At 46.6% G+C, this 22,999-nt stretch carries 23 protein-coding genes and 1 pseudogene; 1 reads left to right on the forward strand and 23 read right to left on the reverse strand.

The window, feature by feature from the left end:
- Positions 1 to 18: 18 nt before the first annotated feature.
- The 18 genes and pseudogenes from ccpN to rpsU form a co-directional block, all read right to left on the reverse strand.
- Positions 19 to 657, reverse strand: a complete 639-nt coding sequence (ccpN, locus tag G9F50_RS06665) for a transcriptional regulator CcpN (RefSeq protein WP_003152989.1) — start codon at positions 655 to 657, stop codon at positions 19 to 21.
- Between the two features lie 100 nt (positions 658 to 757).
- Positions 758 to 2,797: a glycine--tRNA ligase subunit beta gene (gene glyS, locus G9F50_RS06670; RefSeq protein WP_060562633.1), complete on the reverse strand. Its 2,040-nt coding sequence runs from the start codon at positions 2,795 to 2,797 to the stop codon at positions 758 to 760.
- On the reverse strand, positions 2,790 to 3,677 hold the full coding sequence (gene glyQ / locus G9F50_RS06675) for a glycine--tRNA ligase subunit alpha (protein WP_003152984.1): 888 nt from the start codon (positions 3,675 to 3,677) through the stop codon (positions 2,790 to 2,792). The genes glyS and glyQ overlap by 8 nt, the downstream gene beginning before the upstream one ends.
- Positions 3,678 to 3,978: 301 nt before the next feature.
- On the reverse strand, positions 3,979 to 4,746 hold the full coding sequence (gene recO / locus G9F50_RS06680) for a DNA repair protein RecO (protein ID WP_007408287.1): 768 nt from the start codon (positions 4,744 to 4,746) through the stop codon (positions 3,979 to 3,981).
- 36 nt (positions 4,747 to 4,782) lie between these two features.
- Positions 4,783 to 4,926, reverse strand: coding sequence for a YqzL family protein (locus tag G9F50_RS06685; RefSeq protein ID WP_007408286.1), 144 nt, complete (start codon positions 4,924 to 4,926; stop codon positions 4,783 to 4,785).
- Between the two features lie 155 nt (positions 4,927 to 5,081).
- Complete coding sequence (gene era / locus G9F50_RS06690; RefSeq protein ID WP_060562634.1) at positions 5,082 to 5,987, reverse strand: GTPase Era; 906 nt, start codon at positions 5,985 to 5,987, stop codon at positions 5,082 to 5,084.
- Positions 5,968 to 6,378, reverse strand: coding sequence for a cytidine deaminase (locus tag G9F50_RS06695; protein WP_003152976.1), 411 nt, complete (start codon positions 6,376 to 6,378; stop codon positions 5,968 to 5,970). The genes era and G9F50_RS06695 overlap by 20 nt, the downstream gene beginning before the upstream one ends.
- Before the next feature lie 123 nt (positions 6,379 to 6,501).
- Positions 6,502 to 6,876 (reverse strand): diacylglycerol kinase family protein, encoded by a 375-nt coding sequence (locus tag G9F50_RS06700; RefSeq protein WP_003152974.1) that lies wholly within the window; start codon positions 6,874 to 6,876, stop codon positions 6,502 to 6,504.
- Positions 6,857 to 7,330 (reverse strand): rRNA maturation RNase YbeY, encoded by a 474-nt coding sequence (ybeY, locus tag G9F50_RS06705; RefSeq protein ID WP_003152973.1) that lies wholly within the window; start codon positions 7,328 to 7,330, stop codon positions 6,857 to 6,859. Before ybeY ends, G9F50_RS06700 begins: the two co-directional genes overlap by 20 nt.
- Positions 7,331 to 9,463 carry an HD family phosphohydrolase gene (locus tag G9F50_RS06710; RefSeq protein WP_007408284.1) on the reverse strand — a complete coding sequence of 711 codons (2,133 nt, stop codon included), beginning with the start codon at positions 9,461 to 9,463 and terminating at the stop codon, positions 7,331 to 7,333.
- An 80-nt stretch (positions 9,464 to 9,543) separates the two neighbouring features.
- The gene (locus tag G9F50_RS06715) at positions 9,544 to 10,503 is read right to left on the reverse strand and encodes a PhoH family protein (RefSeq protein ID WP_007408283.1); all 960 of its coding nucleotides are present in this window, start codon (positions 10,501 to 10,503) and stop codon (positions 9,544 to 9,546) included.
- Positions 10,467 to 11,691 (reverse strand): annotated as a pseudogene (gene yqfD, locus G9F50_RS06720) (sporulation protein YqfD). The gene G9F50_RS06715 and the pseudogene yqfD overlap by 37 nt, the downstream one beginning before the upstream one ends.
- 17 nt (positions 11,692 to 11,708) lie before the next feature.
- Positions 11,709 to 11,990 carry a sporulation protein YqfC gene (gene yqfC, locus G9F50_RS06725; protein WP_003152966.1) on the reverse strand — a complete coding sequence of 94 codons (282 nt, stop codon included), beginning with the start codon at positions 11,988 to 11,990 and terminating at the stop codon, positions 11,709 to 11,711.
- 56 nt (positions 11,991 to 12,046) lie between these two features.
- Positions 12,047 to 12,481: a hypothetical protein gene (locus G9F50_RS06730; protein ID WP_060562635.1), complete on the reverse strand. Its 435-nt coding sequence runs from the start codon at positions 12,479 to 12,481 to the stop codon at positions 12,047 to 12,049.
- 27 nt (positions 12,482 to 12,508) lie between these two features.
- Positions 12,509 to 13,501 (reverse strand): flotillin-like protein FloA, encoded by a 993-nt coding sequence (floA, locus tag G9F50_RS06735; protein WP_007408280.1) that lies wholly within the window; start codon positions 13,499 to 13,501, stop codon positions 12,509 to 12,511.
- A 24-nt stretch (positions 13,502 to 13,525) separates the two neighbouring features.
- Positions 13,526 to 14,842 (reverse strand): NfeD family protein, encoded by a 1,317-nt coding sequence (locus tag G9F50_RS06740; RefSeq protein ID WP_012118019.1) that lies wholly within the window; start codon positions 14,840 to 14,842, stop codon positions 13,526 to 13,528.
- A gap of 122 nt (positions 14,843 to 14,964) precedes the next feature.
- Positions 14,965 to 15,411 (reverse strand): GatB/YqeY domain-containing protein, encoded by a 447-nt coding sequence (locus G9F50_RS06745; RefSeq protein WP_007408278.1) that lies wholly within the window; start codon positions 15,409 to 15,411, stop codon positions 14,965 to 14,967.
- Between the two features lie 14 nt (positions 15,412 to 15,425).
- Positions 15,426 to 15,599, reverse strand: a complete 174-nt coding sequence (gene rpsU / locus G9F50_RS06750; protein ID WP_003152957.1) for a 30S ribosomal protein S21 — start codon at positions 15,597 to 15,599, stop codon at positions 15,426 to 15,428.
- Positions 15,600 to 15,770: 171 nt separating this feature from the next.
- Here rpsU and G9F50_RS06755 point away from each other — a divergent pair, with 171 nt between their 5' ends.
- Positions 15,771 to 16,697 (forward strand): Na/Pi symporter, encoded by a 927-nt coding sequence (locus G9F50_RS06755; protein WP_015240237.1) that lies wholly within the window; start codon positions 15,771 to 15,773, stop codon positions 16,695 to 16,697.
- Positions 16,698 to 16,734: 37 nt separating this feature from the next.
- On the opposite strand, the gene mtaB is transcribed toward G9F50_RS06755, so the two are convergent.
- The 5 genes from mtaB to dnaK form a co-directional block, all read right to left on the reverse strand.
- Positions 16,735 to 18,090: a tRNA (N(6)-L-threonylcarbamoyladenosine(37)-C(2))-methylthiotransferase MtaB gene (mtaB, locus tag G9F50_RS06760; protein WP_007408276.1), complete on the reverse strand. Its 1,356-nt coding sequence runs from the start codon at positions 18,088 to 18,090 to the stop codon at positions 16,735 to 16,737.
- Positions 18,090 to 18,860, reverse strand: a complete 771-nt coding sequence (locus G9F50_RS06765; protein ID WP_015417848.1) for a 16S rRNA (uracil(1498)-N(3))-methyltransferase — start codon at positions 18,858 to 18,860, stop codon at positions 18,090 to 18,092. Before G9F50_RS06765 ends, mtaB begins: the two co-directional genes overlap by 1 nt.
- Before the next feature lie 22 nt (positions 18,861 to 18,882).
- A complete protein-coding gene (gene prmA / locus G9F50_RS06770; protein ID WP_060562636.1) occupies positions 18,883 to 19,818 on the reverse strand; it encodes a 50S ribosomal protein L11 methyltransferase in 936 nt (311 codons plus the stop codon).
- Positions 19,819 to 19,841: 23 nt separating this feature from the next.
- Positions 19,842 to 20,969, reverse strand: coding sequence for a molecular chaperone DnaJ (dnaJ, locus tag G9F50_RS06775; protein ID WP_003152895.1), 1,128 nt, complete (start codon positions 20,967 to 20,969; stop codon positions 19,842 to 19,844).
- A gap of 185 nt (positions 20,970 to 21,154) precedes the next feature.
- Positions 21,155 to 22,993 (reverse strand): molecular chaperone DnaK, encoded by a 1,839-nt coding sequence (gene dnaK / locus G9F50_RS06780; RefSeq protein ID WP_007408273.1) that lies wholly within the window; start codon positions 22,991 to 22,993, stop codon positions 21,155 to 21,157.
- Between the last annotated feature and the right edge of the window lie 6 nt (positions 22,994 to 22,999).

The raw sequence follows: 22,999 nt of genomic DNA on the forward strand, positions 1-22,999 counted from the left end.
CCCCGTTAGTTTTCAAGCTTATATGATTTCATTTTCTGATAAACTGACAAGTATCTTAGTCATATTCGTTTTGGTAAACCGGCCGATGACCTCAAAGCCTTTATCCGTATCTTTAATAACGGGCAGGGCATCGATCTGTTTTTCAATTAAATACTTGGCGATGTCCATCACATAATCGTCACGCCGGCAGACGGCGATATTCGGCATTCTTGTCATGATAATATGAACCGGTATTGAGGCAAGTTCCTGCTGGCCGATGCTCGCCCGCAGCAAATCTTTGCGTGACAGCACACCGACTAAGACAGCATCACGATCTACGACAAATAACGTGCCGACATCTTCTAAAAACATGGTGCAGATGGCATCGTATACCGAGACATTCTCATTGATGACAACAGGGATCGATTGAAAATCTTTCACTTGCAGCTTTTTCAATTTATCCGCAAGCAGCTGATTTCCCGTTTTCCCCGTATAAAAATAACCGACCCGCGGACGGGCCTCTAAGAAGCCTGACATGGTGAGTATGGCCAAGTCCGGCCGCAGCGTGGCCCTCGTTAAATTGAGCTGTTCTGCGATATGCTCTCCGGTAATCGGGCCGTTTTCCTTTACAATCTGTAAAATTTGTTCTTGCCGTTTATTTAATTCGATCGTACTCACCACCTTTATGGAAGGGTTTCTTTATCTATGTTTTCATTCTGTGATGTTTATGTAAAAGGGGAAAAGACGATTGCCGATCACACAGCAACCGTCTTTTTCTTTATTTTACAATAAGATGATTCATATTAGCAAAAGACTTGATCACATCTGCAAGAGCGGTCATTTGCGCTAAACGGTTGGTTTTTAATGCTTCATCGTCTGCATTTACCATCGTGTGATTAAAGTAGTCTTCAATCGGCTCCTTTAATCCGCTGAGCACGGCAAGCGCCTGTTCATAGTTTTTGGAGGCAAAGCTTTCCGCGACACTGTCTTTTGTTTTTTGATAAGCGTCAAACAGCTTTTTCTCCTGTTCATTTTCAAACAGATCCGGATTGATATCGCGGCTCTCGCCTTTTTTGCTGATGGAGATGACCCGGCCGAGTGATTCAGCCGTTTCTTTAAAGCCGGGTGTGCCGAGGCGCTTCTCAAGCACTCTTGCTTTATGAACGGCTGCATACGGCTCAAGCTCTGTGCTGTCCAGAACGGCTTCAATAACGTCATGACGGATGTCTTCAGCGTTTAAGACGTATTTCAGACGCTGTGTAAAGAAGTCGAGGAGCTCATTTTCTTTTTCCGTTTCTGTCAATGACAGCAGCTCTTTAAACGAAATGCCCCAATTGCGGTCGATCAGAATGGAAACGATGCCGCTTGCCTGACGGCGCAATCCGTACGGATCCTGAGAACCTGTCGGAATCACGTCAATGCTGAAGAAGGAAGCAATCGTGTCCAGTTTATCAGCTAACGCCACAACCGCGCCGGTAAAGGTTGAAGGCACTTCTCCCCCGGCCGCTCTCGGCATATAGTGCTCATTGACAGCGGCAGCGACGGCTTCATCTTCACCGAGCATGCGCGCATATTTTTCTCCCATCACGCCCTGAAGCTCAGGGAACTCATAGATCATATGTGTAACCAGGTCAAATTTAGAAATCTCTGCGGCGCGCTTCACAAGGTTTTGCGTCTGTTCATCCGCTTTCAGGCGGACGGCAAGTTTGCCCGCAATGGCGGCCACTCTTCTTACTTTATCTCCAAGGGAGCCGAGCTCTTCATGGAAAACGATATTTTCCAGTTTCTTCACGTTTTCATCAATGTTCAGCTTTTGGTCTTCTTTGTAGAAGAACGCAGCATCTGAAAGCCTTGCTCTCAGCACTTTCTCGTTTCCGCGGGCAACATTTTCAATTGCATGGCTGTTCCCGTTTCTTACCGTAATAAAATGAGGCAGCAGATTTCCGTTTTCATCTTTTACCGGGAAGTAGCGCTGATGCTCTTTCATTGTTGTTACAAGCACTTCTTCAGGGATAGAAAGAAACTCGGATTCAAAAGATCCGTAAAGCGCCGTCGGGTATTCCACCAGATGGTTGACTTCGTTCAGCAGGTCCTCATCGATCGGAATGTTCCATTTCTTCTCAGCCGCAAGCGCATCCAGCTGGCTTTGGATCATTTGTTTGCGTTCTTTCGGGTCAGCAATGACGCTTTGTTCTTTCAGCAGCTTTTCGTATGATGACGGTGCATCAACAGATACTTCTTGGCCGAGAAAGCGGTGTCCCTGTGTGTTCCGGCCCGTCTCGACATTTGTGATTTTAAACGGAATGACGTCTTTTCCAAAGAGAGCGATAATCCATTTGATGGGACGGATATAGCGCAGATCCTGCGTGCCCCAGCGCATGTTTTTCGGAAAATGCATTCCCGCAATCAAATTTTCCAGCTGCGGAAAAAGTGTCTTCGTCTCTTGTCCCGCCTGGAATTTTTGAACGAAGACATATTCCGTGCCGTTTACATCTTTTATATACAGGTCATCCACTCCGGCGCCTTGGCCTTTTGAAAATCCGATAGCGGCTTTTGTCCAGTTTCCGTCAGCATCCAGAGCGATTTTTTTCGCAGGGCCTTTTGCTTCTTCCTGAATATCAGCCTGTTTTTCTGCTACGTCTTTTATATATACTGCCAGACGTCTCGGCGTATTAAAAAGTTTCACTTCGCCATGGGCGATATTTTTTTCAGCCAGCCAGCCGGTCAGCTTTTCACCGAGCTGCACCATGCTGTCATGTAAAAACCGCGCCGGCATTTCCTCGAGTCCGATCTCTAAAAGCAAATCTTGTTTACTCATGGGAAGAGCCCTCCTCTTTAAGCATTGGGAACCCTAATTTTTCCCGTTCTTCATAATACGTTTTTGCCACTTTTCTCGCTAAGTTGCGGACACGGCCGATATAACCCGTCCGCTCCGTCACCGAGATCGCGCCTTTTGCATCGAGCAGATTAAATGTGTGAGAGCATTTCAGCACATAATCATAGGCCGGATGCACGAGCCCGTTATCCATTTGTCTGATCGCTTCTTTTTCATAGGTGCTGAACAAATGGAAAAGCATATCCACGTCAGATGTTTCAAAAGTATAAACGGAATGCTCATATTCAGCCATCATAAATAAATCTTTCACAGTAAATCCTGACGTCCATTCAAGATCAAAGACGTTTTCTTTATCCTGAATATATGACGCGAGACGTTCAATACCATACGTGATCTCAACGGATACCGGTTTACATTCAATTCCGCCCACCTGCTGGAAGTATGTAAACTGAGTAATTTCCATCCCGTCAAGCCATACTTCCCAGCCGAGACCTGCACAGCCTAAAGACGGGTTTTCCCAGTTGTCTTCTACGAAACGGATATCATGTTCAAGCGGGTCAATGCCGAGCGCACGCAATGAATCAAGGTAAAGCTCTTGAATGTTATCAGGCGACGGCTTGATAATGACTTGGAATTGATGATGCTGATAGAGCCTGTTCGGGTTTTCACCGTACCGTCCGTCCGCAGGCCGTCTGGACGGCTCAACGTAAGCCACTCTCCACGGTTCCGGCCCGATGCTTCGTAAAAATGTATACGGGCTCATTGTGCCTGCGCCTTTCTCCACATCATACGACTGCATGAGCACACAGCCTTCATTCGACCAGTGCTTCTGCAAGGTTAAAATCATATCTTGAATGTTCATTTCAAGCACCTCCACTTTCTCCATTCTTTTACAAGTGCGGCGGCAACCAAAAAACTCCCGTCTCTATGCTTGCCGGCCGCAAACATAGGGACGAGAGTTCTCCCGCGGTTCCACCCTAGTTGCTGAGGATGTGAATCACTCAGCCTCTTTTTAAAGGGTTGCTCGAGAATGCCTTTCGTTGCGCGCTCATCCTTAGCTTACACTGCCCTAAGGTCGCTTGTATGAGTTGGACGCAAGTACTTCTTTCTGTCACTGCAACATATTTTATAATAAATGATCATATAAAAAGATGGGCAGAATGTCAACTTTTGTTTTCATCCAAAAGGTTCTTCATGCTTTCCATCTGATCTAAAAACCGTTTTGACTTTAAATAAAGTCCTGAATATTCCTCGTAATACAGATCAATGACCCGTTTAATTTCGTTTTTGGTTTCCTGTTTTAACGAGACGCTGCCGAGCCTTCCGATATCAAAGTAATAAAAAAGCCTTAGCAGCCTTGCCGTTTGCGGCGAAATCGGAACTCTGTACGGATCCTTTTCAAAGCAGCGGTGGCAGATAAACCCGTTATCTCTTATCGAAAAATGAAACGTCCCTTCCCCGCTTTTGCAGTGGACACAATGATTCAGCTCCGGATACAGCCCCATGACGCCGAGCATTTTCATCTGCACGATGAAGGTGATCACGTCCGGGTCAGTCCCGTCATTCAGCCTCTTAAAGGATTCGAGAATCAATTCGAATAAATAGGGGTTCGGTTTCTTCTCTTCCGTTCCTTTGTCAGTGAGTTCAGCGATAAAAGCGGCATACGCCGTCAAAAATAAATCTTCTCTGATCGTTCTCATGCTGAGAATCATTTCACCCTGCTGGAGCGTGCCGAGTCCGGATGTTCTTTGCATTAAAAATGACCCGTATAAAAACGGCTGGCTGACTGCTGACAGCCGGCTGGCTGACTTCCTGGCGCCCCTTGCCATGACGCCGATTTTGCCGTGTTCCCTCGTCAGCAATGTCACGATTTTATTCGTCTCCCCGTAGTCATTCGTACGGAGCACGATTCCTTCACATTTAGTCAGCATTTCCGCACCTTCCAACAATGGGAGGGGCCAAGAGGTTTACAAAATTGGAAAATCAATTCGGGCTAGCTCATCTTCCGGTTCTTCGGGTCTTTCCAGGTTCTCTTTTTCCAGTTCTTTAAAAAGAAGGTACGTATCAACACTTCCTGTTTGAGAAAATACGTTCCAGGTAAAATTCAACACAAAAAACCCACCTTTCATCATTAAACTAGCTTGCCAATCCAAATTCTTACCCTTATCTTGACCTGATGTCCTCCTTTTCATGTTAAACAAATTTTGCTAACGAATCCCCGCTTCTGTGAGGTAATCTCACACCTCAGACATGCGCCTTAGATGAATTAATATTCATCCTCTTTGAAGCCGAAATCACGCAGCTGAGACATTTTATTCCGCCAGTCCTTCTGCACCTTCACCCATAATTCCAGGTAAACGCGTGAGCCCAAAAGAGCTTCAATATCAGCCCGCGCTCTTTTGCCGACTTCTTTCAGAAGCGCTCCTTTTTTACCGATGACGATGCCTTTTTGAGAATCCCGCTCGACCACAATGGTGGCGGCGACATGGACGGAGCCGTTTTCCTGCCCTTTAATGGACTCGATGGCGACAGCGATGCTGTGCGGCACTTCTTCCCTTGTCAGATGGAGCACCTTTTCTCTGATCAGTTCAGAAATAATGAACCGCTCGGGGTGGTCAGTCACCTGATCGCTCGGATAGAACTGAGGCCCTTCCGGTAAATACGCTTCAATCTGCGCGAGAAGGGTTTCGACGTTGTTCCCTTCCAAAGCTGAGATCGGCACGATTTCTTTAAACGGATAGCGCGTACGGTACTCATCAATTAAAAGAAGCAGCTGGTCAGGGTGGATCTTATCAATTTTGTTAACGATCAGAAAGACCGGTGTAGACGTCTGTTCGAGCTTTTCAATGATAAACTCGTCGCCTTTTCCGTACCCTTCTTCGGCGTTAATCATAAATAACACCAAGTCAACTTCTTTCAGCGTATTCTGCGCCACTTTCATCATAAAGTCGCCAAGCTTGTGCTTTGGTTTGTGAATGCCCGGTGTATCAATAAAAATGGTCTGCGACGTGCCGGTTGTCAGCACCCCTTGGACTTTATTTCTTGTCGTCTGGGGTTTGTCGCTCATGATGGCGATCTTTTGACCGATGACCCTGTTTAAAAAGGTAGACTTTCCTACATTCGGCCTTCCGATGATAGATACAAATCCTGATTTAAAGCTTTCGTTCGTCATGTAAATCCTCCGATGAAAATGCGCCCGGCAATAATTCTTCCGCAGTCATTTCTTTTATTTGTCCTTGTAAGTTGGTCAGAATAACAAGCATATCCTTTGAGCACAGCTCGGAAATTACTTGTCTGCAGGCTCCGCACGGCGAAACCGGTCCCGGAGTATCCGCAGCCACGGCGAGCATCGCAAATTCCGTATCCCCCTCGGAAACAGCTTTGAATATCGCCGTGCGTTCAGCACAGTTGCACATGCTGTATGCCGCATTTTCGATGTTGCAGCCTCTGTACACTTTTCCGTCTTTGGTAAGAAGAGCGGCTCCCACTCTGAAATTTGAATACGGCACATACGCTGTGTCCCGCGCTTTTAATGCTTCTGCAATCAATTCTTGTCTGTTCATGTGTACTTAATTCCTCTCTTACCTTTATCCTGTATGATACCGCTGTCACTTTTATTTTACATAATTATGATTGGTTTTTCACGCCCATTTTTGGCAATGTAAAATAATTGTAAGAATCTTCTGCTAACATATCTTCGGCAAGAAGATGAGTAAACCAATGATACACGATATCACGGCAAAGACGCAAACGGCTCCGGCGGCCGCGTCCTTTGCCGCTTTTGCGAGCGGGTGATACTGATCGGTAACTAAATCCACAACATGCTCTATCGCCGTATTTAAAAGCTCCAAAGCAAGCATTCCTCCGATCAGCACCAAAACAACGGCCCATTCGGCTGTGCTCAGCCCGGTGAGAAAACCGCAAACGATAACGGCGCAGGCCGCGGTAATATGAAATTGAAAATTCCGCTCTGACCGCGCCGTTTTCCAGATTCCCCTCCATGCATGGACAAAGCTCTTCAGGAACCTGCTCCACTCGTTTTTATGATCTCGTGAGTCCATACTCATCCAGCAAATCCTTTTGCTTTGAAAACATTTCTTCCTCTTCTTCTTTTGTCATGTGATCATAGCCAAGCAAATGCAAAAAGCCGTGCACGGCCAGAAAACCGAGCTCTCTCATAAACGAATGGCCGTACTCTTCCGCCTGCTCTTTCGTTCTGTCTGCGCTGATGATAATATCTCCTAAAACAGGCGGCATGTCGGCGCCTACGATTTCAACCTCGTCTTCGCCTTCTTCTTCAAGCGCAAACGAAATGACGTCAGTCGGAGTGTCTTTTCCCCGGTAGTCTCTGTTGATTTCTCTGATTTCCTCATTTGTTACAATCGTGACCGATACTTCAGCCTGGTCCTGAACGCCTTCTTTTTCCGCCGCGAATTGGAGCAGCTTCTCCACTTCTTGGAGCGCATCAGCTGAGACGCTGTTCGTTTCATCAACAATATCTATGAGTAAACCCATTTATTTCACCTTCTTCGTAGCCTCCGGATATTCAATCCGGGAGTGGAAAATTCCTTTTAAAGTCGCACATAGTGTTTTTGCGATCGTATCCAGTTCTCGGAACGTGAGATCACATTCTGAGAATTGTCCGTCCTGAAGCTTATCGGATATAATTCCCCGCACCAGTTTTTCGATCCGCTCGGGATTCGGATTATGCATGGAACGGACGGCGGCTTCAACGCTGTCGGCCACTGAGATAATAGCCGCTTCTTTCGATTGCGGCTTCGGCCCCGGGTAGCGGAACTCTTTCTCTGTAATCTGGTCGCCCTTTTCTTTCGCTTTATAATAAAAGAATTTTAAAAGGGACGTTCCGTGATGCTGCTCCGCGATATCCACAAGCTCTTTCGGAAACTTATAGCTTCTGAGCATATTCGCACCGTCTGTCGTATGTGCGATAATGATATTTTTACTGAGCTGAGGAGACAGCTTGTCATGCGGATTATCCATATTCATCTGATTTTCAATAAAATATTGCGGACGTTTCGTTTTGCCGAGATCGTGATAATACGCTCCGACCCGTGCTAAAAGACCGTTTGCCCCTACGGCTTCACAAGCCGCTTCCGACAGATTTGCCACCATGACGCTGTGATGATATGTACCGGGTGTTTCCGTTAAAATCTTTCGAAGCAGGGGATGATTCGGATTAGACAGTTCAATCAGCCTCATTGTTGAAAGAATGCCGAATCCCGTCTCAAAAAACGGCATCAGACCGATAATCAAAACGGATGAAGCAAGTCCCGAGACGACCCCCATCAGCATAAGCGTTCCGATTTCAACCGGTGACAGCGCCGTATTTTGTATTAATAAAAGCGACAGCACGATAATCATATTAATAAATGAGACGAACAGTCCCGTCTGCAATATTTTTGACCTCGCATTATGTTTTCCCAAAAACAGAATGCCTGAAATGCTGCTGATTAAATAGTAAATGCCGATGACGTAATTAAATGTTCCCGTCACACCCTGATTAAACATCATACTGCCGCAGATCGCCAGAATGATGCTTCCTAAAATGGCGAGCCTTTCATTGAGCAGCAGCCTGATTAAAATCGCGCCGGCGGCGATCGGCACAAGATAGCCGATATTGGTGTATTCAATCTTCTGAAAGAGACTGACGACTTCCATAATGACGAGAATAAGCGTTGTAATGATAGAAAACAGCAAAAGAGATTTATTTTTCAGCTTAAGCTCCTGCTGCTGTTTCTCAAAATAGTAGACAAGCGTGGCAATAAACAGGCCGATCATCAGAAGGAGACCGCTGATCGGTTTTAACAGGTTGGAATTATTCAAAAGACCCGTCAGTTCAAGCTTCCTGTATACTTCCCGGTCGATCAGATCATTCTCTTCCACGAGAACCTGTCCCTGTTTGATCTGTACCGGCTGGACGCTGTCTGACGCTTCCTGGCGTTTTTCATCGGTCGCTTTCGGATCAAAAACGTAATTCGGGATGACCGCGTATTTTCCGATTTCAGTCGCAGCCGCTAAATATTTTGACGGCACAGAAGCGCTTTTCAGCTCTTTTGCGACCTTATCCTTCGCTTCGGCAAGCTTTTCAGAAGGAATTTCACTGCTCATCACCGTATTCACCGCGGTAATGACGGAATCCCTCACAAATGAGAAATCTTCATTGTTTGCATGGAGAAGCGATTTAATGGCATCTTCCGAGACGGATTCATTGACATCCTGTGTCAGCTTGTTTTTCACCGATTTTACCAGTGATTTTTCCGAAGGTGACTTTTTGTCTTTTTCCGCATCTTTTTTCACTTCGCCGATGCTGTCAAAAATGGAAGTGATCAGGTCAAGCCGGTTGTCGGTATAGCCTTTTTTCAGAGTGTATTGATCTTCCACCGCATCTTCGGCCGCCTGTTTTTTCGATTCCGTCGCCTGCTGATCTTCCACTGTGGCGGGCGCGTAAATCGTCTTATCACTGACTGCAAACAAATCCAAATTAAGTGATTCAGGTTTTACATGAATAAAGAGCAAACCAAACATGATCGCTGAAAGCAGCAGGTACAGCAGCACATGGGCTGAGCGGGCATGTCTGAAACTGCGGAACCGTTCCCGGGCGCTTTTGCCCTTTCCCTTCTTTTTCAAAACAAGAACCTCCTCCCTGAAACATCAGGAACACATCATATAAAAATGACCCGATAACGGGGGATCGGGTCATTTTTGCATTACTTTTGCTTATCATAAGCTTCAATAATTTTTGCAACAAGCGGATGCCTGACCACATCTGTCTGGTCAAGTTCAATCACGGAGATGCCATTTACGTCCTTCAGCATGTCCTTCGCTACTGCAAGTCCCGATGTGACGCCTTTCGGCAGGTCAATTTGGCTTACGTCGCCCGTAATGATCATTTTAGAGCCAAAACCCAATCTCGTCAAAAACATTTTCATTTGAGCGGGAGTGGTATTCTGGGCTTCATCAAGAATCACATACGCGTCGTCAAGCGTCCGCCCTCTCATATAGGCAAGCGGGGCGATTTCGATAACCCCTCTCTCCATAAGACGCTCCGTATGGTCGCTTCCGAGCACATCATGGAGCGCGTCATACAGCGGGCGCAGATAAGGATCTACTTTTTCCTTTAAATCTCCGGGCAGAAAACCAAGGCTCTCGCCGGCTTCCACAGCGGGTCTTGTTAAAATGATTTTTTTAATGTGGCCGTTTTTTAAAGCATGCACCGCTTTTACGACCGCCAAATAAGTTTTGCCGGTTCCCGCCGGCCCGATGCCGAACACCATGTCGTTTTTCTTCATCGCCGCCACATATTCTCTTTGGCCGATGGTTTTGACACGGATCGGTTTGCCTTTTGCCGTTTTCGTTATTTCCTCTTCATACATGCTTTCAAAATAGTCCAGTTCATCTTTTTTTGCCATTTTCACGGCATACAGCACATCACGTTCCGAAATCTCGATCCCCTTGCGAATTAAAGTAAGGAGCGAGCCCAATAATCTGTCAGCGATCTCAAATGTTTCATCATTCCCGGAAACGTAAATGGTTTCACCGCGTGTGATGAGGCTAATGCCCAGATCCTTCTCCATTAAATGTAAAAAGGCATCTTGGCTGCCGAACAAAGAAAGTGCTTCGTCCGGGCTTTTCAGTTTGTGATTAATCGCAAGTAAATGTTCTGCCATTCTTTAGTCTCCCTGAACAATAGGTGTGGTTTGAACGATATCTTCTATAACTTGGTAGAGAATAATCAACTTTACTTTACCATTCTCAACGGATTGGTGCAAAACTTTTTCACTTTCCACCTCTCCGCTGCCGTTTAATCGCTTTTCTACATCTTGTCTTCCCATTTTGATACCGGCCTGAACCGCTTCTCCTTTCGTATAAGTCCGCACGGATGTTTCACTTTCTCTTGTCTGTTCTTGAACGTAAGAAACCGGAAGCTTCATCCCCAGAAATTGAAACGGATGCTTTTCTTCCTCTGTTTTCGGATGTTTCAGCGGCTTCTCATTAAATTCAAAGCCCCAAAAAGGCACGCCCCATGATCCGAAAGACAGCTTGTGCTTCGTCCTTACTTTACCCGTATATAGCGTAAATGATGTTTCAAGGGGCACGGTTACTTCTGACTTGTACCATGTTTCTCCGTAAATTTCCGCTTTTGAGGCGACTTTCCGGTCTTCATTTCCGATCAGTCCTGAGACGAGGAGCTGTCCTTTGTCAACATGATCGTTCACAAAAGCCATCGGCTGCCCCTTTTGCACGAACATCCTTTTGATGACCGCCTTCTTTTTGGCAACGATATGGCGGGGGCTCACGTACTTTTCTTTTGTCGGTTCGTTTTTTTCGACCACTTTCATATGAAGGGCTGTCCCGTTCAATTCCACACCGACCCACGTAATATTATCGATGCCGTTTGTTAATGATTTTTGAATTTTTTCCGGCGTCATCATTAAAAATTGCAAACGGCCTTTTTTCACACCGATTTCTTCAAGGTGCTTTACCATCTGATGCTCGGTTTCGGGCTTGGCCCCTTTAATATCAATTTCCCAAATCATGTTGGACAAAAGAAACAATATAACAAAAAATATCACAAATCCCGCAGTGAAGCCCAGATTTAATTTTGATTTGAGAAGCAGAAAGGGAAGACCCTTTCTTTTTGTAAAGCTTGCTTTGCATTCATGTTTTCTGATGACTCTTCTGAAAGCATGTACATCTTGAAGCTGAATCATCAGCAGAACACAGTCTTGCTTTTTTTTCACCGCAAAGATGGCGATTCCGTTTCTCGTGCATTCATTCAGCAGCCGTTCAATCCCTTTTCCTTTGACTTCCATTTGGACTTTACCCGAAAAAAATGACAGCCATTTGTTTTTCACATTATTTCCCCCCGGCTTTATGAATCGACATATCGTACGTGATCTATCGTGCCTTCCAAAAGGATTTCCTCAGGAAGGATTGCCTTAATGACCAAGTTTTTTCCTGATATGATACACTGCCCCTGCTTGAGCATCAGCCTGACTTCTTCTTCACTGAACAGCAGGAGGCCTCTGTGATTCTCTATGTAGATATGAAGTCTGCCGACCATCGTAATACGAGGCAGATCCATCATAACGTCCGGGGGAATTTCCAATGCTCTTGTCAGCCATGCCTTTACACGATTCTTTCTTTGCCCCATAAAAAAAGAACCCCCTTTCATCTCATATGTATGATTTGAAAAGGGGTTCTAACACTTTATTTTTTACCGATGTTCCGCATGGTCCGGTGCGGTTTTTTTGCACGGGGCGGACCCAAAACCTCACTGAATATAATGCCTTGGACCGCAGTTTCTTTATTTATTTTGAGGGCTGATTTCTTCAGAGACGCGTTTCGTGCGCGTGCGGATGTCAGCTTATGTTCGAGCCCGTTAAACATCTGCTCCGTCTCCGCTAGGCGCTTTTCAGCTTCCCTTCTTTTTTGCTCAAAAGGGTTCTCTTCTGAAACGGCAGGCCATTCTTCCGCTTCCGGCTTATGCTCTTTCTGCGGCTGTTTTTGATCCTGCTTTTTTGCCTGATTTCCGGGACGTGTACCCGGCGGACGTTTTTCATCTTTGTTTTTCTTGCCGAATATTGCCGATATAATGCCGATGACGGCGGCAATGACGAGCGGATTTGTCAGAATCTCGTGCATATAGCGGCTCCCTCCTTAATAGAGAGGTTATTGTTGGTCTTCATCTTGCTGGTCATTCGTCAGCTTGCCGATAGAATCCCTCATGTCCGTATCCGCGTCGATATTTTTTATGTTCATATAGTCCATGACGCCGATGTTTCCTTCACGCAACGCTTCTGCCATCGCAAGCGGCACTTCGGCTTCTGCTTCCACGACTTTTGCACGCATTTCTTCTACGCGAGCGCGCATTTCCTGCTCTTGGGCGACCGCCATGGCGCGGCGCTCTTCGGCTTTGGCCTGCGCAATGTTTTTGTCTGCTTCTGCCTGATCCGTCTGAAGAATCGCTCCGATGTTTTTGCCGATATCAACGTCGGCGATGTCAATCGAAAGAATTTCAAATGCGGTGCCTGAATCCAGCCCTTTGCCAAGTACGGTCTGCGAAATCATATCAGGGTTTTCAAGCACTTTTTTATGATTGTGAGAAGAACCGATTGTCGAGACAATCCCTTCTCCGACACGGGCGACAACCGTCTCTTCTCCCGCTCCTCCGACAAGGCGCTCAATATTGGCTCTTACCGTGATTCTGGCTTTTGCTTTTACTTCAATTCCGTCCATGGCGACACCCGCGATAAACGGTGTTTCAATGACCTTCGGATTAACGCTCATCTGTACGGCTTCCAATACGTCACGCCCGGCCAGGTCAATGGCTGCGCAGCGTTCAAATGACAGCTCAATATTGGCGCGCTGTGCCGCAATCAGGGCATTGACCACCCTGTCGACATTACCTCCGGCCAGATAATGGCTTTCGAGCTGATTTGTTGTTGCGGACAGGCCGGCTTTGTGCGCTTTAATTAACGGATTGACAACGCGGCTTGGTATGACGCGCCGCAGCCTCATCCCGACCAAAGTGAAAATGCTGATTCTGACTCCTGCCGCAAGCGCCGAAATCCATAGCATCACCGGTACAAAGGTGAAGAATATGGCTAACACAATAATGGCAGCAGCAACTAATGCTAAAATCGCCAAACTTGACAGTTCCATCTAATTCCTCCTCAAGGTTATCATCTATATTTCTCTCACGACAATGCGTGAGCCTTCCGCTTTCACTACTTTCACCTGTCTGTCTTTTTCAGTGAATGATCCTTCTGAGACGACATCCAGACGTTCATCATCAATAATGACGGTGCCTGACGGTCTGAGGGCTGTAGCGGTAACGCCGACTTTTCCCAACAGCTCCGTCCGGTTCTGATTTGAAACATAACCGCTCTCCGTGCTTGTTGAATCAGTTAATATTAATTTTTTAAAGAATTTCATTCGTTTCCCCAACACCCTTGTTAATATGATAAAGGCTGTAATAGACACAGCAATGGCGATCAAGAGAGAAACCGCCATTACGGTAAAGCTGCCCGCAGCGAGAAAGAGGCTCGCGATGACGCCTGCAATACCGATAAGACCGATTATGCCTCCGGGCAGAAATATCTCTAAAAGGATAAAAACCAAGCCCGCGCAAAATAAGAATACGCTGTCATAGCCGGCGAATCCGGCAGCGATATGCCCGGTGAAAAACAGCAGCATGGCCGTCAGTCCGACGGCACCCGGTATCCCGAGGCCCGGCGAGAACAATTCAATGGTCAAACCAAGCAAAGCAAGCGTTAATAAGACGGGGACAACAAACGGATTTGTCAGCCATCTGCCCAGTTTGCCGACGAAACCTTCTTTTGCATGGTGAACATCCGCTTTGTCAAAACCGAGCTTTGTATATAAAGCATCAAGGTCTGAAACCGTGCCCTCCGAATATCCGACTTCCTTGGCTTTTTCAGCTGTCAGTGTCAGCAGTTTTCCCTTTGGGGCGCCCGCTTCCTTTGCATTAATGGCGGGATCTGCCATGGCCAGGGCGTATTTCGGATTTCGGTTGTTTTTAACCGCTGCGTCCTCCATTTCTGCATGCCACAGTGATTGGGCCTTTTTGTCTGCCGCGTTTCCCTTTCCGTCGATGATGGCTGCGGCACCCATTTTTCCGCCCGGCGCCATATAGATTTCATCTGCCTGAAGCGCTATATACGCTCCGGCAGAAAGCGCCCGTTTATTAACGTAAGCGGTAACAGGCACATCCGCGCGGCCGATGATATCAGCAATATCCAAGGCTGATTGAACGGCGCCTCCCGGTGTATTGATGTCAAGAATAATGTGTGACGCGCCGGACTCCTTCGCTTCTTTGAAAGAACGCGATAAAAACGAGGCGAGCCCCTGTTCGACATTTTTCTCAACCGGGATGACATAAACCGATGGGTGATCAGCTTTCGCGTTCAATTGAACCCCTAATAAAGATAATACAAATAAGCCCAATAGAGCAACAGCAATTCCGGTTTTTTTTCGGAACAAGGCAAATATACCCTCCTTCCCGTTTCGTTCTTCTTTATATACGTAACAAATGTACTTTAGTTTCATTTTTTTATGTATAAAAAAAGACATCTCTCAAGGAAAGATGTCTTTTTTCTTGTCAATTAAGATAATTGACTGCTGACAAGTCTGTTAATTACGCTGCCGTCAGCTTTACCTTTTACTTTAGGCATAATAGCACTCATCACTTTGCCCATGTCCGCTTTGGAGCTCGCACCGACTTCAGCGATGGTTTCATTTACGATTGTCTGCAGCTCTTCTTCAGAAAGCTGCTTCGGTAAATAAACTTCTAAAATGTCCAGCTCTTTTTGAACTTTATCTACTAAATCTAAACGATTAGCGTTTGAAAATTCATGGAGGGAGTCTTTACGTTGCTTAAGTTCACGAGATAGGACAGTAAGTTCCTCATCCTCGGTCAAACTGTCTTTCTTAAGCTTAATTGCTTCGTTTTGAAGTGAAGCTTTCACCATTCGAACGACAGTCAGTTTGTCTTTCTCACGGCTTTTCATATACAGCTTCATATCTTGGTTAAGTCGCTCAAGAAGACTCATAAATCCACCCTCTTTTAGAATTTGCGTTTTCTAGCAGCTTCTGACTTTTTCTTGCGCTTTACGCTAGGTTTTTCATAAAATTCGCGCTTTCTTGCTTCTTGCAAAGTACCTGTCTTTGATACACTGCGTTTGAAGCGACGAAGAGCATCTTCAAGCGATTCGTTTTTTCTAACGACCGTTTTTGACATTCTCTTTCCCTCCCTCCGAATACACCAATCGACTACCTTTAAAAAGATACATATATAAACATGTACTTTGACATTATAATATAAGCCATCAGTCAGGTCAACTAAGCGAGCTCACTTTTCCGTCATGAATAAGGCTGCTTGTCTATATAATGATGGAAAGGGGTGTTTCATTTGATGATACTGATTCTCTTTACCGCACTTATCCTGATTTTTTTACTCGGAATGAGCCTGCTCAGGCAGGGGCTGATCGCATTAACGTATTCAAAAATTGAGAAGAGCCTGCTCTTATTTACCGACCACCCTTTGAAAGCTTTTCTCATAAGCATCGTATTCACCGGTTTTCTTCAGAGCAGCTCAGCCTTCATGGTCATTGTCATCGGCTTTGTCAGCGCAGGCGCTTTATCTTTTAAACGGACCATTCCGATGATTCTCGGCACGAATGTCGGCTCCACGTTTACGACGGAGTTTTTAGCCATAAAGATGGATGTGCTCATTTGGGTGCTTTTTATCGGAGGCCTTGTGTTTATCCTCCTCCGTAAATATCCGTTCAGGCAGATCGGCATAAGCTTCCTCGGTCTCGGCATCATCTTTTTTTGCATCACATGCTTCAGCCGGCTTGCCGTTCCGCTGACAGAAATGAAGGCGGGGGCGGAGGTTTTGCGACATGTGAATGATTCGAGCTGGTCCGCTCTTTTTATCGGCATGATATTGACGGCAATCATTCATTCAAGCTCCGTCTGCATCGGCATTTTGATGAGTTTTATGAACGAAGGGGTGATCGGCATTGAACAAGCGGTCAGCGTCGTTCTGGGATCTAATATCGGGACATGCGTCACGGCCGTCATGGCTGCTGTTTCAGGCGGTTATGCCGCCAGACAGACGGCCGGTGCTCACGTTGTGTTCAATATTCTCGGCGTGCTGCTCGTATTTCCCTTCCTGTCCGCATCAGCAGGTTTTACGGAGCGCCTGTCTGATGATCCCGCGCAGATGATTGCGCATTTCAGCCTGTTATTTAACGTAGTCACCGCCTTATTGTTTCTGCCGTTCACACATTTGTTTTACCGGCTGATTGACAGGCTGATTCCTCCGAAACCGTAAAAAAACCGATGCGGGAAGGCACCGGTTTTTTTATCTGTTATGAAGACATGCGCATGTTTCGGGTCATTTCATCCTCAACGACACGGACAAATTGTCCTTCGTTATACGGATAGCCCGCTTTTTGAATTTTGACTTTGACAAGTTTGCCGATTACATCTTCCGTGCCTTTGAAGACGACTTTCATGTAATTGTCCGTATAGCCGACGAACATGCCCTCCTCATCAGACTCTTTAAACGCCTCTTCCGGAATGATTTCCAGAACCTCTCCTTCATAATCGGAGGCGTATTCTTTTGCAAGCTGGTCAGACAGCGCGATCAGCTTATGCACCCGTTCGTTTTTCACGTTCTCGTCAACCTGGTCTTCCATTCTGGCCGCAGGTGTTCCGGTGCGTTTGCTGTAAGGGAATACGTGAAGCTCTGAAAACTTATGTTCTTTAATGAACCGGTATGTTTCCATAAATTCTTCTTCCGTTTCTCCCGGGAAACCGACGATGACATCAGATGTGACGGCAAGACCCGGCAGCGCTTCTTTCAGCTTATTTAAACGGTCCGCGAAAAATTCCATTGTATATTTGCGTCTCATCCGTTTCAGAACGGTGTTTGATCCTGACTGAATCGGGATATGAAGGTGACGGACGATTTTATCAGACGCATCCAGCACTTCAATCACTTCATCAGTGATTTGGCTTGCTTCAATAGATGAAATTCTGATCCGCTTCAATCCTTCTACACGTGTATCAAGCTCGCGGAGAAGCTTGGCGAAATTATAATCTTTCATATCTTCGCCGTAGCCGCCCGTATGAATCCCCGTCAGGACGATTTCTTTATAGCCGGCATCCACCAGCTGCTGCGCCTGTTTAATGACTTCTTCCGGATCGCGGGAACGAAGCAGGCCCCGCGCCCAAGGGATAATGCAGAACGTACAGAAGTTGTTGCAGCCCTCTTGGATTTTTAACGACGCTCTTGTGCGGTCAGTAAAAGCGGGAACATCCAGCTCTTCAAACACGCGTGCTTTCATAATATTGCCGACGCCGTTGATCGGCTGACGCTCTTCCCTGTACTGCTCAATGTAACCGAGCATTTTTTCACGATCCTGCGTGCCGACGACGATGTCAACACCCGGGATGGCCATAATTTCCGCCGGAGAGGTTTGCGCATAGCACCCTGTTACGCAGATGACGCCGTCAGGATTTTGGCGGATCGCCCGTCTGATGACTTGACGGCTTTTTTTATCTCCCGTGTTTGTTACCGTACATGTATTAATGACATATACATCTGCTGTCTGTTCGAATTCTTTTCGTTCATAACCCGCATCTTTAAACAGCTGCCAGATTGCTTCTGTTTCATAATGGTTGACCTTGCAGCCAAGGGTATGAAAAGCAACAGTTGCCATTACTGATCACCTCTTAATAACTCTGTATGATAGGAAACTGCGCTTAACGCGTAAAGAGGCGCAGTTTCAGTCCGTAAAATTCTCGGTCCGAGGCCGCATAAGACGGCGCCTTTTTCTGAAAGCTGATGAACTTCAGACTCAGTCAGACCGCCTTCAGGGCCGAATACGATTAAAAGAGACGAACCTTGCGGAAGGCTTTTGAGCTCCGCAGCGAAAGCGCCCGTTTCTCCCTGCTTTGATGACTCCTCGTATGCAACGACACATTTATCGACATTCTCCGCCATTTCAAGCAGCTGCCGGAACGTATGAACGGTTTTCACTTCGGGAATTTCATTGCGGTACGATTGCTCCGCCGCTTCCTTCGCGATTTTCGCCCATCTCTCCCGCTTTTTCTTTGCCTTTTTGTCGTCTAGCTTAACGACGGATCTGGCGCCTTGAAAAGGGATGAACATACTTGCCCCCAGCTCGGTCCCTTTTTGGATAATCCACTCAAGCTTATCGCCTTTCGGGAGGCCGCTGGCGATCCTGATCTTCAGAGGCAGTTCACGGTTTTCACCCGTCCATTCAGCAATGCTGCATGATATATGATCTTTAGAAACCTCTTTAAGCAGGCATAACGCTTCATGGCCGTCTTTCGAACAGCAGATAATCCGGCCGCCCGCACTCATTCTCATGACGTTCGCTATATGGTGGACGTCTTCCCCCGTGATTTGAAAATCGGGAGTTTCGTCCATCTCCTGCTTCGTGAGCTCGATAAAATATCGTTGCATACGCTGTGACACCTACTAACTGTTATTTTTTCGCGATGATGCTGACCCAATCTTCCATAGACAGAATTTCTGTGATGGTAAAGCCCGCTTTTTCCAACGCTTCTTTTACTTCCTGTTTTTTCTGGCCGATAATGCCTGAAGTAATAAAATGGCCTCCGTCTTTGAGCAGGTCGTACGCCTGTGATGTAAAGCGGAGAATCACTTCCGCCAAAATATTTGCGACAATGACTTCATGTTCGCCCGTGATGCCGTCTAACAAATTGTTCTGCTTCACTTCGGCCGTATCACTCACTTTGTTCAATTTCACATTCAGACGCGCGCTTTCAACAGCGACCGGATCAAGGTCATACGCATGAACCGATTCGGCCTCAAGCATGGCGGCCGCGATGCTTAAAATTCCTGAACCGGTGCCGACATCAATGATACGATCGCCTTTTTGAACGATACGCTCAAGCGCCTGAATGCACAGAACTGTTGTCGGATGCGTTCCCGTACCGAATGCCATACCCGGATCCATTTCGATAATCAGTTCATCTGTATGAACAGGTGTGTACGTTTCCCATGTGGGAACGATCGTGAACTTTTCAGAAATTTTCACAGGATGATAATACTTTTTCCAAGCTGTCGCCCATTCTTCTTCATTAACTTCAGAAATGGTGATTGTGTTTCTGCCCAAATCAATGTCGTACAAAAGCAGGTTATTAATCGTCTCTTTAATGCCGTCCACCGTTTCGCCGAGGAAACTGTTGATCGGCAGATACGCTTTGACAATGACACCCTCATCGGGGTAATCATTGGGGTCGAGCTGGTAGATTTCCCCGTAAACATTCTCACGCTCTTTCATTAAATCAAGCGGATCTTCGATGACAACCCCGCTCGCACCAGCTTCATGCAAAATATTTGAGATGGGTTCGACCGCTTCATGTGTTGTGTGAATGCTGATTTCGGACCATTTCAAAACTACCAACTCCTATCCAATCATTACTCGCCTTTAAATGCGCGTTTTACTTTGTCAAAGAAACTCATTTCTTGTTCATCCGGCAGGTTTCCGCTGACTTCAGCGAACTCGCGGATGATGTCTTTTTGTTTGTCTGTCAGATTCGTCGGTGTGACGACGCGGACGACAATGTGCTGGTCGCCTTGTCCGTAGCCCCGGACGTTCTGAACGCCTTTGCCTCTTAATCTGAATTTCGTGCCTGTTTGTGTGCCGGCAGGTATTTTCAATTTCACTTTTCCGTGAAGCGTCGGCACTTCCACTTCGTCTCCGAGTGCCGCTTGGGCAAACGTTAACGGCATTTCGCAATAAATATCGTCTCCGTCGCGCTCAAAGAACTCGTGGGCGCGCACATGGAATACGACAAACAGATCTCCCGCCGGCCCTCCGTTTACGCCCGGTTCACCTTGGCCCGGAACGCGCAGCTGCTGTCCGTCATCCACACCGGCAGGAATCGTGACATTGATTTTTTTCCGTTTTTTCACTTTGCCCGTGCCGCCGCAGTCAGAACACTTGTTTTTGATGATTTTTCCTGTTCCTTCACAGTGGTGGCAGACTCTTCGGTTAACCACTTTGCCAAACGGCGTGTTCTGTTCGACGTTCAGCTGGCCTGAACCTCCGCAGTGCGAGCACGTATCCGGCTTTGTTCCCGGCTTCGCGCCAGACCCTTTACATGTTTCGCAATTCTCTTCGCGCGGAATTTCAATGATCGTTTCTTTCCCGAAAGCCGCATCTTCAAATGACAGGGTCATTGTATACTGCAGATCCGCGCCTTGCCGCGGCGCATTCGGGTCACGGCGTCTCGTGCCGCCTCCGAAGATGCTTGAGAAGATGTCATCGAAACCGAAGCCGCCGAAGTCTCCGCCGCCTCCGAAACCGCCGCCGAATCCCTGGTTAGGGTCTGTATGGCCGAATTGGTCATATTGAGCGCGTTTTTGGTCGTCTGAGAGCGCTTCGTACGCTTCTTTTACCTCTTTGAATTTTTCATCTGCTCCGGATTCTTTATTGATATCAGGATGATATTTTTTTGAAAGCTTCCGATAGGCTTTTTTGATTTCATCCTTTGAAGCGCTCTTACTTACCCCAAGCACTTCATAGTAATCACGCTTACTCATCTCGCTTCACTCTCCCGAATTTCTCACATAAATTAGATTGTATCATTTTGAATTATGTTTTTTCAATTCCTTTTATCCCGGGCAAGAAAAAAAGTCAAAGCCAAGAGATGCCTGACTTTGACTTTCTGTCTGTTGAATCAGAATATGCTGTGTGTTCTTCCGCCTATAGCCATGCGGGAAAGAACTTATTTTTTCGTTTCGTCGTCTTTTACTTCTTCGTATTCCGCATCGACAACGTTGTCATCCGCTTTTTTGCCTTCAGCGTTTGCCCCGCCTTCAGCCTGCTGCGCTTTCGCCGCTTCTTCGTAAAGCTTCATAGAAAGCTCTTGAACGATTGTTTGAAGCTCATCTTTTTTCGCTTTGATGTCTTCAATTTCGTTTTTCTCGATAGCGGCTTTCAGCGCGTCTTTCGCGTCGTTTGCTTTTTTCACTTGCTCTTCGTCCACTTTGCCTTCCAGATCTTTTAATGTTTTTTCCGTTTGGAACACAAGCTGGTCAGCTTCGTTGCGGACTTCGATTTCTTCTTTTCTCTTCGCATCAGCGTCAGCGTTTTCTTCCGCTTCTTTTACCATGCGTTCGATCTCATCATCAGAAAGACCTGAAGAAGATTTGATTGTAATGTTTTGTTCTTTTCCTGTGCCTAAGTCTTTCGCTCTTACGTTTACGATACCGTTTTTGTCAATATCGAAAGAAACTTCGATTTGCGGTACGCCGCGCGGTGCAGGCGGGATATCAGTAAGCTGGAAGCGGCCGAGCGTTTTGTTGTCGGCAGACATCGGGCGCTCACCTTGAAGCACGTGAATGTCAACAGCCGTTTGGTTGTCAGCTGCAGTTGAGAATACTTGAGACTTGCTCGTCGGAATTGTCGTGTTGCGGTCGATCAGTTTTGTGAACACGCCGCCCATTGTTTCAATACCGAGAGAAAGCGGTGTAACGTCAAGAAGAACAACGTCTTTTACGTCTCCCGTGATGACGCCGCCTTGAATCGCTGCACCCAGCGCTACAACTTCATCAGGGTTTACGCCTTTATGCGCTTCTTTACCCGTTTCTTTTTTGATTGCTTCCTGTACGGCTGGAATACGTGTTGATCCGCCGACAAGGATAACTTTGTCGATTTCGCTCGCAGAAAGATCCGCATCTTGAAGAGCCTGACGGACAGGAGCCATTGTGCGCTCAACAAGGTGAGCGGAAAGCTCTTCGAATTTAGCGCGGGTCAGTGTCAGCTCAAGGTGAAGAGGACCTGCTTCTCCCGCTGTGATAAATGGTAAAGAAATTTGTGTGGATGAAACGCCGGAAAGATCTTTTTTCGCTTTCTCAGCCGCATCTTTCAAACGCTGAAGCGCCATTTTGTCTTTTGAAAGATCAATGCCGTTTTCTTTTTTGAATTCTGCTACGAGATGATCGATGATGACTTGGTCAAAGTCGTCTCCGCCAAGACGGTTGTCACCGGCAGTTGAACGGACTTCAAACACGCCGTCGCCAAGTTCAAGAACAGATACGTCAAACGTACCGCCGCCAAGGTCGTAAACAAGAATTGTTTGGTCTTCATCCGTTTTATCAAGTCCGTATGCAAGCGCTGCTGCAGTCGGCTCGTTGATAATACGCTCTACTTCAAGACCGGCGATTTTACCGGCATCTTTTGTCGCTTGGCGCTCTGCATCGTTGAAGTATGCAGGAACCGTGATAACGGCTTTTGAAACTGTTTCGCCGAGGTAGCTTTCAGCATATGCTTTCAGATGCTGAAGGATAATAGCTGACACTTCTTGAGGCGTGTAGTCTTTTCCTTCGATTTCCACTTTATAGTCAGTACCCATATGGCGTTTAACAGACATGATTGTGTTAGGGTTTGTGATGGATTGGCGTTTTGCCACTTCCCCTACTTGGCGCTCGCCGTTTTTAAATGCAACGACTGACGGAGTCGTACGGTTTCCTTCAGCGTTGGCGATGACTGTAGGCTCTCCGCCTTCAAGCACTGCCACACATGAGTTTGTCGTACCCAAGTCAATTCCGATTACTTTACTCACTTTGAA

It is taken from the genome of Bacillus sp. EKM206B (assembly GCF_011066015.1).
Classification (GTDB): domain Bacteria; phylum Bacillota; class Bacilli; order Bacillales; family Bacillaceae; genus Bacillus; species Bacillus velezensis.

Coding starts and splice junctions, on each gene's coding strand:
- glyS (WP_060562633.1), bottom strand. CDS start 2,797: ATGAGTAAACAAGATTTGCTTTTAGAGATCGGACTCGAGGAAATGCCG.
- G9F50_RS06695 (WP_003152976.1), bottom strand. CDS start 6,378: ATGAACAGACAAGAATTGATTGCAGAAGCATTAAAAGCGCGGGACACA.
- recO (WP_007408287.1), bottom strand. CDS start 4,746: ATGCTGACTAAATGTGAAGGAATCGTGCTCCGTACGAATGACTACGGG.
- ybeY (WP_003152973.1), bottom strand. CDS start 7,330: ATGGGTTTACTCATAGATATTGTTGATGAAACGAACAGCGTCTCAGCT.
- glyQ (WP_003152984.1), bottom strand. CDS start 3,677: ATGAACATTCAAGATATGATTTTAACCTTGCAGAAGCACTGGTCGAAT.
- mtaB (WP_007408276.1), bottom strand. CDS start 18,090: ATGGCAACTGTTGCTTTTCATACCCTTGGCTGCAAGGTCAACCATTAT.
- G9F50_RS06765 (WP_015417848.1), bottom strand. CDS start 18,860: ATGCAACGATATTTTATCGAGCTCACGAAGCAGGAGATGGACGAAACT.
- G9F50_RS06715 (WP_007408283.1), bottom strand. CDS start 10,503: ATGGCAGAACATTTACTTGCGATTAATCACAAACTGAAAAGCCCGGAC.
- G9F50_RS06745 (WP_007408278.1), bottom strand. CDS start 15,411: ATGAGTCTTCTTGAGCGACTTAACCAAGATATGAAGCTGTATATGAAA.
- G9F50_RS06730 (WP_060562635.1), bottom strand. CDS start 12,481: ATGCACGAGATTCTGACAAATCCGCTCGTCATTGCCGCCGTCATCGGC.
- era (WP_060562634.1), bottom strand. CDS start 5,987: ATGACGAACGAAAGCTTTAAATCAGGATTTGTATCTATCATCGGAAGG.
- rpsU (WP_003152957.1), bottom strand. CDS start 15,599: ATGTCAAAAACGGTCGTTAGAAAAAACGAATCGCTTGAAGATGCTCTT.
- dnaJ (WP_003152895.1), bottom strand. CDS start 20,969: ATGAGTAAGCGTGATTACTATGAAGTGCTTGGGGTAAGTAAGAGCGCT.
- G9F50_RS06700 (WP_003152974.1), bottom strand. CDS start 6,876: ATGGACTCACGAGATCATAAAAACGAGTGGAGCAGGTTCCTGAAGAGC.
- yqfC (WP_003152966.1), bottom strand. CDS start 11,990: ATGGGGCAAAGAAAGAATCGTGTAAAGGCATGGCTGACAAGAGCATTG.
- floA (WP_007408280.1), bottom strand. CDS start 13,501: ATGGAACTGTCAAGTTTGGCGATTTTAGCATTAGTTGCTGCTGCCATT.